We start from the raw sequence: 16,709 nt of genomic DNA, 5'->3' as shown, positions 1-16,709 counted from the left end.
TCTCCTTTTTGCGGTTAACCTTACTTCGTCATAATGCAGTAGCGAAAAGCCACTTCCCCGTCCGTGTGCAGGTCCGTCACATCTATTTGAAGCCATGACCGGATGTATTCCACGGTCACCTTGTCGGGAGTGACGGTTACCCGAACCCGGCCCGAATTGGGCAGGATATTGCCGGACCGGAACGCTTCTTTGAAATAGAGCGTATAACTGGGATCCGCCGGCTCGGGCAGGGTCTGATACACCACGCCATCCAATGACTGACGGGCAAACACATGGTCATGGCCTTGGAAGAAAATGGTCACACCGTTGGTGGCCATTAATTGATGAATGGGCATCTCCCAGTCTGGCCGCATCCGCCCGAACTCATTAACTCCTTTGCGGTTCTCCCCGCCCCATTCACCCAGACTGGCATTCTCGATGCCACCGCGTCCGGTCCCCAGCACATGGTGCGAGAAGACGAACTTGAATTTTGCATGACTGGATTTCAGCGTTTGCGAAAACCACTTATACTGGTCCGCGCCGAGCGTGACCGACCACAAATCCTTGGACTTTTCGCCCCCACCAAAAGGATTATCCACGGGCTTGGTGGAGTGCCAGTACGGATCGATCACCACGAACAATGCATCGCCCCAGGTCCATGCATAATAGTCCCGCAAAAGACCAATGAAGGGAACGGGTTTAGTATCCCCCGTGTAGAAGCCATCCGGGGCAGGCTGCGGGAAATAGGTGTTGCGCGCATTCTGGGCCCAGACCGCCACGTTGTTGGATGTACCGTCAAGGTTACAGGCGGACGCCTGCTCGTGGTTTCCGTTGACGAGAAATAACGGGGCCGATTGGGCCACCAGAGCCAGGAAAGGACGCTGCAGCAGATAGCGCTGCACCACGGTTCCCTCGTTAACAACATGAAGGGTATCCACACTGAAATCATCCCCGATGCACATATAGAAGTCGGGGTGATCTGCTGCCGCGGCTTTCAGGGTCTTGGAATAGAGGGAGGAATCGTGCTGTTTCGGGCGCTCAGGATGGGAGTCTCCTTGAATCTCGAACACAAAGGCCTTTCCGGGTGCCCGCTGGGTATGAAAGGAATGCATGCCCCCTTCGGTGAAGACGGATTCGCCCAGCTTACGATATCTCAGGCGATACACGCACGCCGTGTCAACCGGAAGCGGGCCAAGCACAAAATCCACCGGCTTGCCGGAAGCCAGGGCGACAACCCCGGTCTTTTTGGAATAATTTCCCGGGGCCACCCCATACTCGCAAAAGCCCTCCATGGCTTCCGCCGAGAGAACGCTGGCGGTCACCGTATGGTCAGAGGGGCGCCCCAATATGACCGATATCTGCCCCTCACCTGACTCCTTCCCCGGCAAAGTCCTGCCGGTCACCCCGGCAGGACTGCGCAAGGCAAATGAGTCTGTGATCTTGTCCTGCGTCACGCCGCTGAAGGCCGATAACGCAAAAACCAGAACGGGCAGAATCACCTGTCTTGCGCGTGACTTCATTTGCCCTCTCCCTCCGGCGGGGGTGGGTTACCATGCTCAGCGCCTCCCTGAGGCCCTTCACCTTCCCCACGTTGCCCCTGTTGGTCTCCCGATGGCGGAGGCCGAGGCGGCATCAGCTCTTCACGGGTCAACTTGCCGTCCCCGTTTTTATCCAACTTCGCCAGCGCGGCGGCGGCGTTGGCAATCTCACCGGCATCCAGGATCCCATCGCCATTCACGTCCAGCACTTTCATGACCGGCGGCGGCGGACGCTTCCCCCGCTCCTTATTCTGGCCACCTTGCGGCGGTCCGCTACCCTCATCTGCTGCCACTGCGCTGAACATCCATCCCATTGCCATCACTGCTACGACTATTGCTGTCTTTTTCATGATACGCTCCTTTTGGTTTACACTCGTTCGGTTGCCTTCAGGTCGCGCTCACCGAGCGTTACTCACCTGATCCATTCGGTCTCTTCGCGGTCGCCCATCCATATTTTTAGTACCTCCTTTCATTCGATATCCTCTCTTGCATCTACCCGTATTAAACGATGACACCATGACAAATCAGGTGACGCGAAGATGACGGAATTGTCATGAACGTTTGATTGGAACCTGCCCCAGCTCATGCTAGATTTCCGCTATGAAGATTCTGGTAGTGGAAGACGAGCGGAAGATCGCCAGCTTTATCCGGCAGGGCCTGACGGAACAGGGCTTCGCGACGGACCTCTGCCATGATGGCAATGAAGCCTATACCCTGGCAACGACGCAGGCCTATGACGCCATTGTACTGGACATCATGCTTCCCGGTCGCGATGGCCTCAGCATTCTCAAGAATCTCCGGGCCCGCAAGCAGGCCGTGCCGGTCATCCTGCTGACGGCACGAACCGAACCGAATGAACGGGTTGAGGGACTGAACCTGGGCGCCGATGATTATCTCACCAAACCGTTTTACATCGACGAGCTGATCGCCCGCATTCTGGCCGTTACGAGGCGGGTTTCCGGTGCCCCCCTCGGCCTGGTTCAAGCCGATGACCTCGTCATCAACCTGATCACGCGTGAGGTGAAACGGGGCAAACGCGACATCGAATTGACGGCCCGGGAATTCAACCTGCTCGAGCCGCTGATGAGAACGCCCGGACGCGTCTTCACCCGGACTCAATTGCTCGAAAAGGTATGGGGCTATGATTTTGACCCGGAAACCAACCTGGTCGACGTCAATATCCGCCGGCTCCGCAAGAAGATTGATGACACCGAAGCGGTCCCGCTGATCGAAACCGTACGCGGCGTGGGATACCGGGTCCGGAAAACAAGCCCATGAAAATCTTATGGTCATTCAAACTTAAGATTGCCCTGGGTGTGGTGACCTTCACGGGCCTTGTCCTGATGGGGTTCTCGGCTTTTTTTCTTGCCTCCACCCAGCGGATCGGACTGGAACGGCTGGATCGGGAGCTCGTGGCGATGGGAACACCCCAGATCAACCGGCTTCACCCACGGGAACATTGGGCCCAGTTGGACACCTCCCTGCGCTCGTTCCATGAAGACGACCATAAAGGAGTCTATGAATTCATGGTGTGTGATCAGGACCGGAACCCGCTTTACAGTTCCCGCCACTGGCCAACCAACCTGACGGAAAAAGTATTGCGCCTTCAGACCTCATCTGAGCCGTCATTTAAAAACGATCCGGACCCTCCTGCTCGTGAACCGCCGCCTGAACTTCAGCGCCCGCCCCGGGAACCGCGCACACGCCCCCCTCCCCCCGGTCTTCATGAGCCTGCCGGGGGCCGCCCTCCCGCACGCCGCCATTCCGACCCGCAGTATACGACCTTCACCGGGCCGGATAAAACCTGGCGGATAATGACCCTCCAGAATTCAGACATCACGTTTGTCATGGCCCTGGATCTCGCAGAATTTCAGGCGGAGATTCAGGCGGTCCAGACCCTTTTCACCTTTGCAATTCCCGTGGCCCTTTTGTTGCTGGCGATCGGGGGGTGGTTGCTGGCAGGTCAGGCGCTGCGTCCCGTCAGAACCCTCACTCGCGTGGCCGGGAAAATCACAGCCAAAGACCTGCATCAGCGTGTACCGGTGGATAACGCAGCCCCCGAGTTCGCCGAACTCATCCAGATTCTCAACGGGATGCTGGACCGCCTCGAAAAAAGTTTTCAGCAGGCTACCCGGTTCAGTGCCGATGCCGCGCATGAACTGAATACGCCGCTCACCATCCTCCAGGGGCAAATGGAACAAGCCATCCAGAATGCCGCCTCGGAACCGGATCAGCAGATGTATGCCGGCCTGCTTGAGGAGGTTCAGCGGCTCAAGACGATCGTCTGGAAACTACTCCTGCTCGCCAGGGCTGACACGGGACAGCTCACCCTCAAGCGGGAACGGATTGACCTGAGCGACGCGATTGATGATCTTCTGCACGATGCTGATGTGCTGGCCCCCGGCCTGCATATTGACCGCCAGCTCACCCCGGGCCTTACCATCGAGGCTGACCCGGACCTGTTGAGGCAGGTCCTGCAAAACCTCCTGAGCAATGCCATCAAATACAATCGCCCTGGCGGACTGATCAAACTGACACTCGCCCAGCAGGCTGACCGGATTCTGTTCACCATCGGCAATACCACCCCGCCGTCCCTCACCCTCGATGAAAAACTCCTGTTCACGCGCTTCTACCGGGGGGACCGTTCGCGCGGCCGCCACATTGATGGAGTGGGACTGGGATTGAGCCTCTCCCGTGAAATTGTGAACGCGCACCAGGGTACCCTGGTCCTGAAGGAATCCACCGACGGTTGGATCGCCTTCGCCCTGACACTGCCTGCACCATCCGGTAACAAGGCGGAAAATGAGTGATTTTTTATGGAAGAAGGATCTTGAAGACCGCCTGCAATCAAAGCTGGCAGCGGCGTTCACGCAATCACACCTGATTCATATCCCTGATATCCCCACCGCCGCTGAAGCCTGGCTCGTCTGGGAACTCGCGCGTTGGTCGAAGGCCACCATCCTGTGGATTGCCGATGGGCCACGAACCCTGGAATGGATGGCGCGCGACCTTCAATCCCTGGCACCGCCCGGGGATCTCCCCCCGCTGGTCTTCCCCAGCTGGGAGGTTCTTCCTACCAACACGGCCACCTCACCGGATCTAGGGGTCATGGGGGCAAGACTGGAGACCCTGACCTCCCTGGCTACGGCCGAACCGCGGGTCATTGCCACCTGCGCCCAGGCCCTGATGGAACGGACCGTCTCGCGCGAATCGTTTCTGGCGCATACGCGAACGCTGAGAACCGGCGATGAAGTCGACCCGACCGAATTGACCAGCCATCTGGAGCAAAGCGGCTATGCCTTCTCGGCGGAAGTTCAGTTCCAGGGCGACGCCGCGTTGCGCGGGGGCATCCTTGATATCTGGCCCCTGACCAGTCCCTGGCCCATGCGCATCGAGTTCTTCGGCTCCACCGTCGAGTCGCTCCGGACCTTTGATCCTGCGGAACAACGGTCGCTGGCCCCGTTGACGGAGGCCATTCTCCCCCCCGCCAGCGAATGGAAACTCCTGCGCGCGAAGGCGGAGAACCGGGCCTTTTTGTTTGACCACCTTCCCGCCCGCCCTCAAAGCCCATTAAAAACCACTCCATCATCTACAGACGGCTCGGCAGGGACGCCTCGCCCTACCGAAATACTGGAGTCTTCTCAAGGTAGGGCGAAGCCTCCGGCTGAGCCGCGACATTCCCGAGAGATTACTAGCCGGAACGCATGCGACCTGATCGTGGTCTGGGCCGACAAGGATTCCATCCTGGCCCATACGGCCACGTACGAGGAAGCGGTGCGGGAGGCCAAGGCCAGCGCTTATGTAGAACGGCTCGCCTCACTGGAAGCCGTGCTTCTGTCACGCCCGGCCTTACGTCAGGTGTTCATGGGCTCCCGTCCTGACGAAACCTGTCCCCTGCTCGCTCTCGATTTCCAACCCGTCGAGCCCATTCCCTCTGTCACCGCCCGGCATGTCCTGCATCCCGATGCTATTGAAACCAGCCGGCGCCGGTTCCTGACGACCACGGCCGCCAGTCTGGCCACCGGCACGCGCACCGCCTTTTTCTTCGACAGCGAAGGGACCCACACCCGCTTTGAGGATGTGTACGGCACCATCTTTAATAAGTCGAAACCGGAAATCATCATGGCCCCGTTGACCGGCGGCTTTGCCAGCACCGAGTTCAACCTGCTGGTCGTGGCCGAACCGGATCTCTATGGCCGCAAGATTCAACGCAAACGCCTCCCTTCCCGCAAGACCCAGGCGGGTGGCGGCGCCCGGATTACGGACTGGACGGACATGGAGCCGGGGAACCTGGTGGTGCATATCGATCACGGGGTGGGCCGTTACCTCGGCTTGCGTGAGATCACCGTGGGCAGCCAGCTTCAGGAAGCCCTGGCCATCGAGTACGCCGAGGGGGCCAAACTTTATGTCCCCGTGTCCCACGCCCACCTCCTCACCCGCTATGTGGGGGTGGGTCGTCATTCGGTGGCACTGCATCAACTGGGCGGCAAACGCTGGATTCACGAGAAACTCGCGGCCCAGCATGCGGTGCAGGATATGGCGTCGTCCCTCCTTGAAATCCAGGCGGCCCGCGATTCCCAGGAGGGCTTTGCCTTTCCGCCGGATAACCCCTGGCAACATGAACTGGAAGCCTCGTTCCCATATCAGGAAACCGATGACCAGGAATCGGCCATCCGGGAGGCGAAAAAAGATATGGAGGCCAAACGGCCCATGGACCGGCTCCTGTGCGGGGATGCGGGCTATGGCAAAACGGAAGTGGCGATCCGCCTCGCCTTCAAGGCCGTCATGGCCGGCAAACAGGTCGCCGTCCTGGTCCCGACCACCATTCTGGCCCAGCAGCATTTCCAGACCTTTTCCGAACGCATGGCCCCCTTTCCGGTCCGCATCGAGATGCTCAGCCGCTTCTGCACCCGCGGCGAATGCAGTCGCGTCATTCAAGCCCTGGCAGAGGGCAAGGTGGATATCGTCATCGGGACGCATGCCCTGATCCAGCCGACCATCGCCTTTAAGGATCTCGGACTGGTAATTATTGATGAGGAGCAGAAGTTCGGGGTTCTGCACAAGGAACGGTTCAAACATATTCGCCGGCTGGTCGATGTCCTCACCCTGACCGCCACCCCGATTCCCCGCACGCTCTACATGAGCATGACCGGGGCCCGCGACCTGAGCACCATCCAGACGCCGCCCCAGGAGCGGCTGGCCGTTGAAACCATTGTCACCCCTGACTCCGATACGGTGGTCCGGGAGGCCATTCTGCGGGAGTTGAACCGGGAGGGCCAGGTCTTCTTCCTCCATAACCGGGTCCATAGCATCGAACGGTTGCGTGAACGGATCCATCGCCTGGTCCCCGAAGCCCGGATCGGCGTCGGTCACGGTCAGATGGGCGCCGGCGCCCTGGAAGAGGTCATGCGCAGTTTCGCCCAGGGTGAATTCGATGTCCTGCTCTGCACGACCATCATTGAGAGCGGACTGGATATCCCCAACGCCAATACCATCCTGATCGACCGGGCGGATCGTTTCGGACTGGCGGAACTTTATCAGTTACGGGGCCGCGTGGGCCGCTCCAAACATAAGGCCTATGCCTATATGCTGTTGCCCACCCAGGCCCATGTGGATCCGACCGCCCGCAAACGCATCCAAGCCATCAAGCAATATTCCGGAGCCGGCACCGGTTTCCGGCTCGCCATGCGCGACCTGGAAATCCGGGGTGCCGGGAACCTGCTGGGCGCGAGTCAGAGCGGCCATATCGCCGCCGTCGGCTTCGGCCTGTACTGCCAGTTGCTCCGCCACACCATCGCCCAGAAAAAGGGGGAACCGTTGCCCCCCGTCATCGACGTGGATCTGATCTTTGATTTCCTCAGCCTGTCCCCCTCCGACACCGGTGCCAGCCACTCGGCGCTCATTCCTGCCACCTATATTGAAGATGAGCGCCTGCGCGTAGGCATGTACCGCCGGATCGCCGAGACGGGATTTGTCAAGGAAGTGCGCGCCCTGCGGACCAGCTTCCGCGACCGCTTCGGCCCCATTCCCGCCGAATGTGAGCGCCTGCTTAAACTGGCCGAAATCCGCATTCTGGCCGCTGGCAAGAAAATCAAATCCATCGAAGTCGAAGAGGCTAAACTGATGTTGAAACGCCACCAGGACTACCTGATGCTGCCAGGCGGCCGTTTTCCCCGCCTGAAAACCACCTCCCCCGATGACCGGCTGGATGAAATCCGCAGCCACCTGCGGAAGTTGGAGTAATAAAGAGAGTTGCGAGTTGAAAGTTCAGAGTTCAAGGTTTTCTGTTATTAACTTTGCACTCGCAACCAATGGAGCAAAAGTCCAAAGTCCCGACTCTTGAATTTATTGTTTTTAACTTTGAACACGAAACTTTGAACTTTAAACCAAGGCCGTATATGAACTTGAAATATCTGATTTTCATACTCCTCCTCTCCACCGCGGTTTCATCCCGGGCAGACGGCATCCCCCCCTCTTTCCGCTATGGGGCTGAAGAACGCGCGCGAATTGAGTATTTCGACCACATCCCCAGCAAGGTGGACGTTCCGGCTTATGCACGGAATGGCGAAAACGACTACGTCCGGTTCCGGACCCGCCTCTGGTCTGAACTTGACCTGCTCCCCTCGGTTACGGCCCGAGCCCGGGTGGTTAATGAAAGCCGCGCCTGGATCTATCCCGATGTCTCCCAGAAACCCCAGCGCTCCACCTCGGAGTGGCCGGACGAATGGGTGTTCGACAACCTCTATCTGGAGGCCCGCGACCTGCTCGATAAAACGACAGACCTTCGCGTTGGCCGACAGGAGCTGATTTATGGCAACGGCCGGGTGATGCTGGATGGCACTCCGGGTGACGGCTCACGTACGCTCTATCAAAATGCCGTCAAGGCGAGCATTAAATCCATTCCTGAGTCCAAATTGGATCTCTTCGGCATCTACAATCCCGCTGAAGACCAATGGGCCATTAACGGCGCCCAACGCGACCTGTCGGGATTCCCCAAGGCCCCAGAGGGCGTTACCGAAAGCGGGGCGGGAATGTACCTGACCAATGCCACACTCAAAAACCTGCCCTTTGAGTCCTACCTGATCTACAAAAAGGAAAGCGCCTACAACCAGCCGGTGAAAGCGGATGCGGCGGGCCATTTTGCCCCGCCCCCCTTTGCCTGGCAGACGGTGAACCCCGCCGCCAAGGAGTTGCAAAATCCTGATTTCGACATTGAAACTGCCGGATTCCGGTTGATGCCTGTGTTTAACGATAATCTGACGGGGAACCTGGAAGTGGCCGGACAGTATGGTATGCATGGGGATACGGACATGCATGGGTATATGGTGGATGCCTCCCTTGCCCAGAAGTTTGCCACCACCCCCGCCCTGCCCGTTCTAAAGGCCGACCTGTATCTGCTGTCCGGTGATAACCCCGGCACAGACACGGATGAAGGCTGGAATCCCATCTGGTCACGTTGCCCGCAAAGCAGCGATCTGTATGTCTTCGCCTATGATCTCGAACAATCCGCGGCTCGCTGGTCCAACCTCATTGACCCCAATCTAAGCCTCTCCATCACCCCGACCAAGCGGACCAAAACCACCGCTTCGATTCATTACCTGGCCGCCTTTGAGGCAGACGGAAACGGCGGAGGCCGGGAGCGCGGCTGGTTGGGCCAGCTAAGGGAAGATGTCACACTGGCTGAAAACTCGCTCCGGCCGAAAGATAAACTGATATCGCACTTCCTGATTGAATGTCTGGAACCCGGCAACTACTACAAAAACGACGACACCGCCCTATTCGCCCGCTGCGAGATTTCCTATCTGTTTTAAGCAGAATTACTACTTACCGGCTTACTCCCATTTCCCGCGTTTAATGGCGTCACTGCCGAAGGAGTGGCGCAAGGCATCCACAGCCTGATCCAGTTTCTTGTTGCGGGTGGACTGCGCCTGGCCGGCCAGATCCGTAAACAGTTCCTGCTGGGCGGGTACGGTCTGATCCGGGGTGACGAGATGGCTGACCCCAAAGCCTACCAGCCGGATGGGGCGCACCACGTGTTCACGCTCAAACAGGGTCATAGCGGCGGCAATCAGTTCGCGATCACTATTGAGCGCCGCAGGAAAGGAGAGCTGCCGGGTGATCGTTGAGAAATCGCCGAACCGGAGTTTGATCTGGGCGGTTTTGGCCAGCTTCCCGGACTTGCGCAAACGCCCCCCGACCTCCTCCGTCAACTCGAGAAGGCGTTGCCGGACCCGCTCACTATCCGTTTCATCTTCTGAAAAGGTGTGTTCATTGGAAATACTCTTCTCTTCCCAGTGAGTGATCACCGGCCGGCTATCACGGCCCCGGGCCAGGTCGGCCATATCCGCGGCGCCAGCTTTCCCGAACAAACGCTCCATCGTCCTCATGTCCAGGGCCTGCAACTGACCGATCACCTTCAGGCCTTCCTTTTCCAGATGGGCGCCCGTCACCTTGCCGATCCCCCACATTTTGGTCACAGGGAGCGGGGCCAGGAACGCCATAATCTCGGGCTCGGTCACCGGGACCACGGTGATCCCATCCGGCTTGTTCATGTCGCTGGCCATTTTGGCCAGGAATTTATTGGGAGCCACTCCCACGGAAGCGGTCAGTCCGAGCCGGGTCTTGATGCGCCCCTTCACCTCCCGGGCGATCGTTACGGCATCCCCCCACAATCGCAGCGCCCCGCGGACATCCATGAAGGCCTCATCCAGGGAAAGCGGTTCAACAAACGGAGTGAATTCCTCAAAAATGATCATAATCTGAGCCGAGATTTCGGCATAGCGCTCCATCCGGGGCGGAACAAAAATGGCATGCGGACAGAGCTTCCCGGCGGTGCGCGAGGGCATGGCGGAATGGATCCCGAACCGGCGGGCCTCATAGGAACAGGTGGCGACCACGCCACGTTGATCCGGCGGAGAGCCGACCACCAGAGGGAGCCCCCGCCACTCAGGATGATCCAGCGCCTCAATGGCGGCATAGAAGGCATCCATATCCACATGCAGAATGGTTAAGAGCGGAGTCACGTCGCGAATTTAGACAGGTAGGACTCCAATTCACGCCCGTATTCGGAATCCTTACCGGCATGAACCAGTTGTTTATGAACATGCAGCAAGCCATCAGGTCCGGAATCCACCTCACTGACAGAACTGAAGCGATCCGCGGGATCCGCTGCCAACATTTTACGCAAGGTATGAACCAACCGGTCGTTCTGTCTAACGTAATCAGGCAAAAAGCCCGGCAGGCGTTCAGCCAGTTTCAGTTTGAACCGTAACAGTTCATCCTCATCCAGTGCCGGATCACAAATGGATTCGCCCCGTAGCATTTCCAGACAGACCAGACCGGCACTGAAGATGTCCGACTGGATCTGGGGCGGTTTCCGTTCATGGATCTCGGGGGCCATGTAGATGGGCGTGCCCAGCAGCCAGTTGGATTTCTCGCCCATCAGCACCGCCCGTCCGAAATCGACGAGCTTCACGTAACCCAATCGATCGATCATCACGTTACCCGGCTTGATATCGCAATGGACAAACCCTGCAGAGTTCAGGGCCTCCATTCCGCGCAACATCATCCGCATAATATAGATGGCGACCCCGGGTTGCACACACACCTTGCGGCCATCGAGCCTGAAGATCACATCGGTGAAGCGGGCCCATTCCTCCGAAGTGCTCCGGGCCCGGGTGGTCGCGAGATGGGCGCCATCCAGGAACTGCTTCATATCCACGCCATCGATACCATCCATCTGGAGATAGCCGATCCCGCAGGTCTCTTCATAACTGTCGCGGGAGACCAGATTGGGGCTCTGCATGGCCTGGAGGCGTGACGTCTGGATCGCGATCCGGCCCATATCAGTCCAGTACAACTCAGGGCTCGGATAGATGGCAGGATTGAACAACTTGATGGCGTGGCGGGTCACACACCCCCGGGCGCCCTGTCGTAACCCCAGAAAAACGATCCCCTGCCGCCCGCGTCCCAATTCCTTTAGAAATTGATACGCCGCAGGATAATAGATCCCCTTAACCCGGATGATGGCTTCGTAATTTTCAGTCAGTTGCCCCAGCGTCATATGGGGAGCAGTTCCCGGCACCATCGGCAAACTAACTTCTTGCGCGGCTACATCCACCACGGTATCCGATAACTCCGTGTCATTCGTCATTTCGCAGTAACCGTCCCTTGCTGGCGCCGGACTTCAAACAGGGCGATGGCGGCGGCCACCGCGGCGTTGAGGGACCCCACATGGCCCCGCATCGGAAGCCGGACCACCACGTCGCAGGTTTCCCGGATCAACTTGCCCAGCCCCTCCTCCTCGCTCCCCACAACGATCCCGATGGGTCCCGTCAGATCGGCCTCCTCATAGGGGACCGCGTCGCTGCTTCCCTCCAACCCAACCAGGCGAACCCCCTCCTCCTTCAACGTCAACATCGCCTGATGCAGGTTCACCACCTGAGCCACGGGCACATGCTCGGTGGCGCCGGCCGAGGCCCGGACGACCGCGGGAGTCACCATCACCGCGCGATGGCGGGGGATGATCACCCCATTCACCCCGGCGGCATCAGCCGAACGGATCATGGACCCCAGATTCTGAGGATCCTGCACATGATCCACCAGCAGCACCAGCAAGGGCGATTTGCGCACCTGCGCCCCCTCCAGGACGTCCGAAAGTTCGACATAAGGGTACTCCGCCACCACGGCGGCGACGCCCTGATGGTTTCCGCCACGGCAGAACCGGTCCAGCTCGAATAAGGCCACCGATTGAATTTCCAGGGAACGCTTTTCCGCCAGCTTGAGAAACTGCAGGATGGCTGCGGAGGAGCGGCGGACATTATTCGCCATCAGCAAGCGCTTCACCTCACGCCGCCCGGCCCGCAATAATTCACATACCGGCTGGCGCCCATACACAATATCAGGTTCATTTGACATGGCATCAGGATACACCGGGCCGGCTCATAAAACAATAGCGGTGGAGGGAGCACGGCCGTTCAAGCCGCGGAATGGGTGCGGGACGAATCAAATGTCACGATTTTCGGGCGGGGTGAAAATTCGCCATAGTATTTCTCCGCACATTCAGGACAGACGCCATGAGAGAATTGAGCTTCGGAATGCTCAATCATATATTTCTCGAGCGAGACCCAGTTTTCCCCTTCCTGGATTTTCTTGCAATGCGCACAGATGGACATGAAGCCCTCCAGAAATTTCACCCGCCTTATGAAATACCGGGTCGTAAGCATGGAGAACACACCTAACAAAACCACATAAGCGCCTTCCATGATCGCCTCAGCCCAATTAATCGGCGTGGCCGGGGCGCCGAAGAGCATGTGCGGAAAATCTAATGTTTCATCCCCGACTATCAGGAAGAGCAATACCATGAATCCGAGTAATTGAAGCTCCATGGTCCGCTTCATGATGATTCTCCTGGTCAGACACTGATTCATAGATGGCACCGCCTTTAATTATTTCCCATGAACCACTTCTATACCCGGGCGGCCCTATGAGCAAGGGCGGGAACACCTGATTCGGCTATTGGGTAATCCCTGATGCCTGCCTCCGATGACTTGTTCCGCTGTCTCTTCTTGACTCCCATTCTCGAACCCAGTAGACATAACAGCTTTCCGTCCGATAAGGGCGGGTGATATGGGTTAATATTTTGAAAAAAGGGTACCTATCATGATGATCATGAAGTTCAATAAGATGATCCGCAACAAGGTGGTGTGGTGGATTATTGGCGGTATTGTCATTATTACGTTCGTTGGCTGGTTCAGTCCCCGGGGGGGGTGTGATCGCGCCCGGCCGGCCAATGACATCGGCAGTCTGGATGGCAAGCCCGTGACCGATGCCGAATTGCGGCATGCCCGGTTCAACACCTACCTCAATGTCTGCCTGATGATGGGCCGTATCCCCACCATCACCCCCATGATGGACCGGGAGCTCCGGTCGATGGCCTGGCGCCGGATTGCCGCACTGCGGGCGGCACAGGAATTGAAGCTGACGGCCTCGTTGGAAGAGGTGCTCGCGGCCATTACCACCGATCCTCAGTTCCAGGACGAAGGCCGGTTCAATCCCCAGCGGTATCAGGTGTTTTGTCGCGATGCCCTCAGCCGGTTGAACGCCACCCCTCAACAATTCGAACAGCAACTCAGGGAAAACATCATCCTCCAGAAGCTGCACAACATCACGGCCTCCGCCATCTGGCTGTCGCCCAGTGAACTCAGGCGGATGGCCTCCCGCTACGCGGACTCATTCAAACTGGAGTATGTGAACATCGCCACCAACCTGATTCCCGCCACGGCCGTCACCCTGACGGACCGGAATCTCAACTCATACTACACAGCCCATTCCAATGAATTCCTGGTCCCGGCCAAAGTCAGCGTTCGCTATCTCCAGTTGCCCATCTCCAACTACCTGTCCAAGGTAACCGACAAGGTGGATACCAACACGGTCGAGGATTACTACCTCGCCCATACCGATGACTACAGCACCACCGGCACCAATGACGTCAAGGTGGTGAAGCCGTTGGAGGCGGTGTCGCAGGAGATCTCCAATAAACTGCTGTTCGAGGCCGCCACGCAAATGGCTGCCGACACCCTCAATGAACTCAGTGATGCCCTGGTGCCGAATCGCGAAGGCAAAGCCTCCACGTTTGAGGCCATTGCGCAAAGCGTCCATCTCCCCATCCACGAGACCGGCCTGTTTGACGCCATGAATCCGGTGCCGGGCATCGATGCCGGCCTCGCCTTCAACGAAGCCGCCTTCCGGCTGCGCTCCACCGCGGATGAGTATTTCAGCACGGCCGTCCCCGGGAAGACCTGTGCCTACCTGATGGCGCTGAGCACCAATACCGATGCCTATATTCCCGAGTTCGCGCAGGTCAAGGCGAAGGTTGAACCTCTGGCGCAGGCCAATGCCCTCCAGGCCGCCCTGAACCAGCGGGCCGCCGATCTTCACCAGTTCCTGCAGGCCGGCCTGAACAACAAACGGTCGTTCGCCGCCCTGGCCAAGGAAAAATCGATGAATGTCTCCACCACGGAATACTTCTCGGCTTCCGCAGCCCCCGATGCCGTCAGCTCGTCTGAAATTCTCGGGGATATCACCTTGCGGAACGCCGGTGAATTGAGCGAGGTCCTGCCAGCTACCAGCGGCTTGATGATCGCGTATATTGTAGATCGCCGTCCGGCTGGCCAGGCTGAGCTCGGCTCCATTCAAAACCAGGTGTACATGAATACGAGCCGCCGTCGCTCGCGCATCATCTTCAACGACTGGGAAAAATCCCTCGTTTCCGGAGAGCGGATGAAAGATAAATACAAGCCTGAAGACATTCAGGACATCCCCGCCTCTGATGAACAGGATAAATCTAACTGACTCCGGGCGGTGTCTTGCCGCCATGATTGATCACACCCTCCTTAAGCCGGAGGGCACCGCCCGCGATGTTGAACGACTCTGTGAAGAGGCCATCGCATACGGGTTTGCCGCAGTCTGCGTCAATCCCTGGCTGCTCCCCACGGCGGTGCACGCCCTGTCGGGCACTCCCACCATCCTCCCCTGCACGGTCATCGGGTTTCCGCTCGGAGCCACCACCCCGGCCAGCAAAGCCTTTGAAGCCGGTGAAGCCGCCTCGGCCGGAGCGCGTGAAGTTGATATGGTGCTGGCCATCGGCGCCCTCAAGCAGAAAGCCTATGAAACGGTCCTGTCGGATATCCGTGCCGTCGTCCGGGCGGCCGGCTCGTCCTGCTCCGTCAAAGTCATTCTCGAAATCTGCCTGTTGAATGATGAGGAAAAAGTGAGGGCCTGCCAGCTGGCCGTGGAGGCCGGCGCCCATTTCGTCAAAACCTCCACCGGCTTCAGCACCGGCGGCGCCACCCTTCATGATGTGAGATTGATGCGCACCACCGTGGGATCCCGTGCCGGCGTGAAAGCCAGCGGCGGAATTCGAACGCTGGCGGAGGCGGAAGCCATGATCGCCGCAGGCGCCAACCGGCTCGGAACCAGCGCCGGCATCCGCCTGGTCACCACGCCATGAAAGCCTTTCTCATCGTATTGGATTCAGTTGGCATCGGGGCCGCGCCCGATGCCGGCGCCTACGGTGACACCGGGGCTAACACCCTGGCCCATATCGGACAGGCGGTTGGCGGACTCCGCCTCCCCACCCTGCAATCGCTCGGACTGGGGAATATTCCCCCGCTCCTGCCGGGTGGCCTCGCCATTCCGGGCGTCGCCGCTGTTTCACCCGCAAGGGGTGGCTTCGGGGCCATGCGGGAGCGGTCACAAGGCAAGGACACCACCACCGGCCATTGGGAAATGGCCGGACTCCTGATGGAAAAGGGGTTTCATTTATTCCCCCAAACGGCCCCTTCGTTCCCGGCCCCCCTGATTCAGGAATTTGAACGCCGTACTGGCCGCAAAACCATCGGGAACAAGGCAGCCAACGGGATCGCCATCATCAACGAACTGGGCGCCCAACAACTCAAGGAAGGGTCCTGGATCGTCTATACCAGTGGGGATTCAGTCTTTCAGATTGCCGCTCATGAGGGAGTCATTCCCCTGCCGGAACTTTACGAAGGCTGCCGGATCGCCCGGGAATTATGCGATCCCTACGTGGTGGGCAGGGTGATCGCCCGCCCCTATATCGGTCAGCCGGGTGCCTTCACACGGACCGAAAACCGCCGGGATTTCTCCTATCCCCTGCCCGGGCCCACCGTCCTCAACCGGCTGTCCGAGAGCGGCCTTCCTGTCATTACCGTCGGCAAGCTGGATGATATTTTCAGCGGCAGCGGCGTCACCCGTTCGTTTCATGTGGAAAATAACCCGGATGCTGAAGCGGCCATCTTGAAACTCGCCGGCCAGCCGGACTCCTTTTTCTGTTTTGCCAACCTGATTGATTTCGACATGCTTTACGGACACCGGCGTGATGCGGCCGGCTACGCCTCCGCGCTGGAGCAGGCGGACCGCTTTCTGGGGGAACTCCTGCCCAAGTTGACCGATACCGATCTGTTGCTCATCACGGCCGACCATGGCAATGATCCCACCTTCAAAGGATCCGACCATACCCGTGAATTTGTTCCCCTGCTCACCTACGGGGCCGGCCAGACAAATGCCGCCCTGGGGATCCGCGATGGATTCTATGATGTGGCGCAGACCCTGGCGGCCTATTTCAAGATTCCCGCCATGCCACGCGGCGTCAGTTTCCTTTGATCTGCCGCA

General features: G+C 58.7%; 13 protein-coding genes. 7 read left to right on the top strand and 6 right to left on the bottom strand.

The window, feature by feature from the left end:
- Positions 1–20 precede the first annotated feature (20 nt).
- Positions 21–1,499 (bottom strand): metallophosphoesterase, encoded by a 1,479-nt coding sequence (locus WCS52_03175; GenBank protein MEI6166172.1) that lies wholly within the window; start codon positions 1,497–1,499, stop codon positions 21–23.
- Positions 1,496–1,867, bottom strand: coding sequence for a hypothetical protein (locus WCS52_03170; GenBank protein MEI6166171.1), 372 nt, complete (start codon positions 1,865–1,867; stop codon positions 1,496–1,498). Before WCS52_03170 ends, WCS52_03175 begins: the two co-directional genes overlap by 4 nt.
- A gap of 250 nt (positions 1,868–2,117) precedes the next feature.
- On the opposite strand from WCS52_03170, the gene WCS52_03165 reads away from it, so the two are divergent.
- From WCS52_03165 to WCS52_03150, 4 genes are all read left to right on the top strand, one after another.
- Positions 2,118–2,795: a response regulator transcription factor gene (locus WCS52_03165; GenBank protein MEI6166170.1), complete on the top strand. Its 678-nt coding sequence runs from the start codon at positions 2,118–2,120 to the stop codon at positions 2,793–2,795.
- Entirely contained in the window at positions 2,792–4,327 is a 1,536-nt protein-coding gene (locus tag WCS52_03160; protein ID MEI6166169.1) for an ATP-binding protein, read from the top strand. The genes WCS52_03165 and WCS52_03160 overlap by 4 nt, the downstream gene beginning before the upstream one ends.
- The gene (mfd, locus tag WCS52_03155; protein MEI6166168.1) at positions 4,320–7,760 is read left to right on the top strand and encodes a transcription-repair coupling factor; all 3,441 of its coding nucleotides are present in this window, start codon (positions 4,320–4,322) and stop codon (positions 7,758–7,760) included. The genes WCS52_03160 and mfd overlap by 8 nt, the downstream gene beginning before the upstream one ends.
- A gap of 155 nt (positions 7,761–7,915) precedes the next feature.
- A complete protein-coding gene (locus WCS52_03150; GenBank protein MEI6166167.1) occupies positions 7,916–9,328 on the top strand; it encodes a hypothetical protein in 1,413 nt (470 codons plus the stop codon).
- A gap of 21 nt (positions 9,329–9,349) precedes the next feature.
- Here WCS52_03150 and dinB read toward each other — a convergent pair whose 3' ends face one another.
- From dinB to WCS52_03130, 4 genes are read right to left on the bottom strand one after another with little or no spacing between them, the layout of a single operon-like run.
- The gene (dinB, locus tag WCS52_03145) at positions 9,350–10,540 is read right to left on the bottom strand and encodes a DNA polymerase IV (protein ID MEI6166166.1); all 1,191 of its coding nucleotides are present in this window, start codon (positions 10,538–10,540) and stop codon (positions 9,350–9,352) included.
- Positions 10,537–11,670, bottom strand: coding sequence for a serine/threonine-protein kinase (locus WCS52_03140; protein MEI6166165.1), 1,134 nt, complete (start codon positions 11,668–11,670; stop codon positions 10,537–10,539). Before WCS52_03140 ends, dinB begins: the two co-directional genes overlap by 4 nt.
- A complete protein-coding gene (gene rlmB / locus WCS52_03135; GenBank protein MEI6166164.1) occupies positions 11,667–12,434 on the bottom strand; it encodes a 23S rRNA (guanosine(2251)-2'-O)-methyltransferase RlmB in 768 nt (255 codons plus the stop codon). Before rlmB ends, WCS52_03140 begins: the two co-directional genes overlap by 4 nt.
- Positions 12,435–12,493: 59 nt before the next feature.
- Positions 12,494–12,916, bottom strand: coding sequence for a hypothetical protein (locus WCS52_03130; GenBank protein ID MEI6166163.1), 423 nt, complete (start codon positions 12,914–12,916; stop codon positions 12,494–12,496).
- Between the two features lie 262 nt (positions 12,917–13,178).
- Here WCS52_03130 and WCS52_03125 point away from each other — a divergent pair, with 262 nt between their 5' ends.
- From WCS52_03125 to WCS52_03115, 3 genes are read left to right on the top strand one after another with little or no spacing between them, the layout of a single operon-like run.
- Complete coding sequence (locus WCS52_03125) at positions 13,179–14,870, top strand: SurA N-terminal domain-containing protein (GenBank protein MEI6166162.1); 1,692 nt, start codon at positions 13,179–13,181, stop codon at positions 14,868–14,870.
- The gene (gene deoC, locus WCS52_03120; protein MEI6166161.1) at positions 14,848–15,528 is read left to right on the top strand and encodes a deoxyribose-phosphate aldolase; all 681 of its coding nucleotides are present in this window, start codon (positions 14,848–14,850) and stop codon (positions 15,526–15,528) included. The genes WCS52_03125 and deoC overlap by 23 nt, the downstream gene beginning before the upstream one ends.
- Entirely contained in the window at positions 15,525–16,700 is a 1,176-nt protein-coding gene (locus tag WCS52_03115) for a phosphopentomutase (GenBank protein MEI6166160.1), read from the top strand. The genes deoC and WCS52_03115 overlap by 4 nt, the downstream gene beginning before the upstream one ends.
- The last annotated feature ends 9 nt before the right edge of the window (positions 16,701–16,709 follow it).

The organism is bacterium (genome assembly GCA_037128595.1).
Classification (GTDB): Bacteria; Verrucomicrobiota; Kiritimatiellia; order CAIKKV01; family CAITUY01; genus JAABPW01.
This window is presented reverse-complemented; position numbering and strand designations above follow the sequence as displayed.

What these genes read in the sequence shown, in the direction of transcription:
- WCS52_03170 (MEI6166171.1), bottom strand. Translation starts at nt 1,867, where the DNA reads ATGAAAAAGACAGCAATAGTCGTAGCAGTGATGGCAATGGGATGGATG.
- WCS52_03175 (MEI6166172.1), bottom strand. Translation starts at nt 1,499, where the DNA reads ATGAAGTCACGCGCAAGACAGGTGATTCTGCCCGTTCTGGTTTTTGCG.
- rlmB (MEI6166164.1), bottom strand. Translation starts at nt 12,434, where the DNA reads ATGTCAAATGAACCTGATATTGTGTATGGGCGCCAGCCGGTATGTGAA.
- mfd (MEI6166168.1), top strand. Translation starts at nt 4,320, where the DNA reads ATGAGTGATTTTTTATGGAAGAAGGATCTTGAAGACCGCCTGCAATCA.
- WCS52_03165 (MEI6166170.1), top strand. Translation starts at nt 2,118, where the DNA reads ATGAAGATTCTGGTAGTGGAAGACGAGCGGAAGATCGCCAGCTTTATC.
- WCS52_03115 (MEI6166160.1), top strand. Translation starts at nt 15,525, where the DNA reads ATGAAAGCCTTTCTCATCGTATTGGATTCAGTTGGCATCGGGGCCGCG.
- WCS52_03150 (MEI6166167.1), top strand. Translation starts at nt 7,916, where the DNA reads ATGAACTTGAAATATCTGATTTTCATACTCCTCCTCTCCACCGCGGTT.
- WCS52_03130 (MEI6166163.1), bottom strand. Translation starts at nt 12,916, where the DNA reads ATGAAGCGGACCATGGAGCTTCAATTACTCGGATTCATGGTATTGCTC.
- WCS52_03140 (MEI6166165.1), bottom strand. Translation starts at nt 11,670, where the DNA reads ATGACGAATGACACGGAGTTATCGGATACCGTGGTGGATGTAGCCGCG.
- deoC (MEI6166161.1), top strand. Translation starts at nt 14,848, where the DNA reads ATGAACAGGATAAATCTAACTGACTCCGGGCGGTGTCTTGCCGCCATG.
- WCS52_03160 (MEI6166169.1), top strand. Translation starts at nt 2,792, where the DNA reads ATGAAAATCTTATGGTCATTCAAACTTAAGATTGCCCTGGGTGTGGTG.
- WCS52_03125 (MEI6166162.1), top strand. Translation starts at nt 13,179, where the DNA reads ATGATGATCATGAAGTTCAATAAGATGATCCGCAACAAGGTGGTGTGG.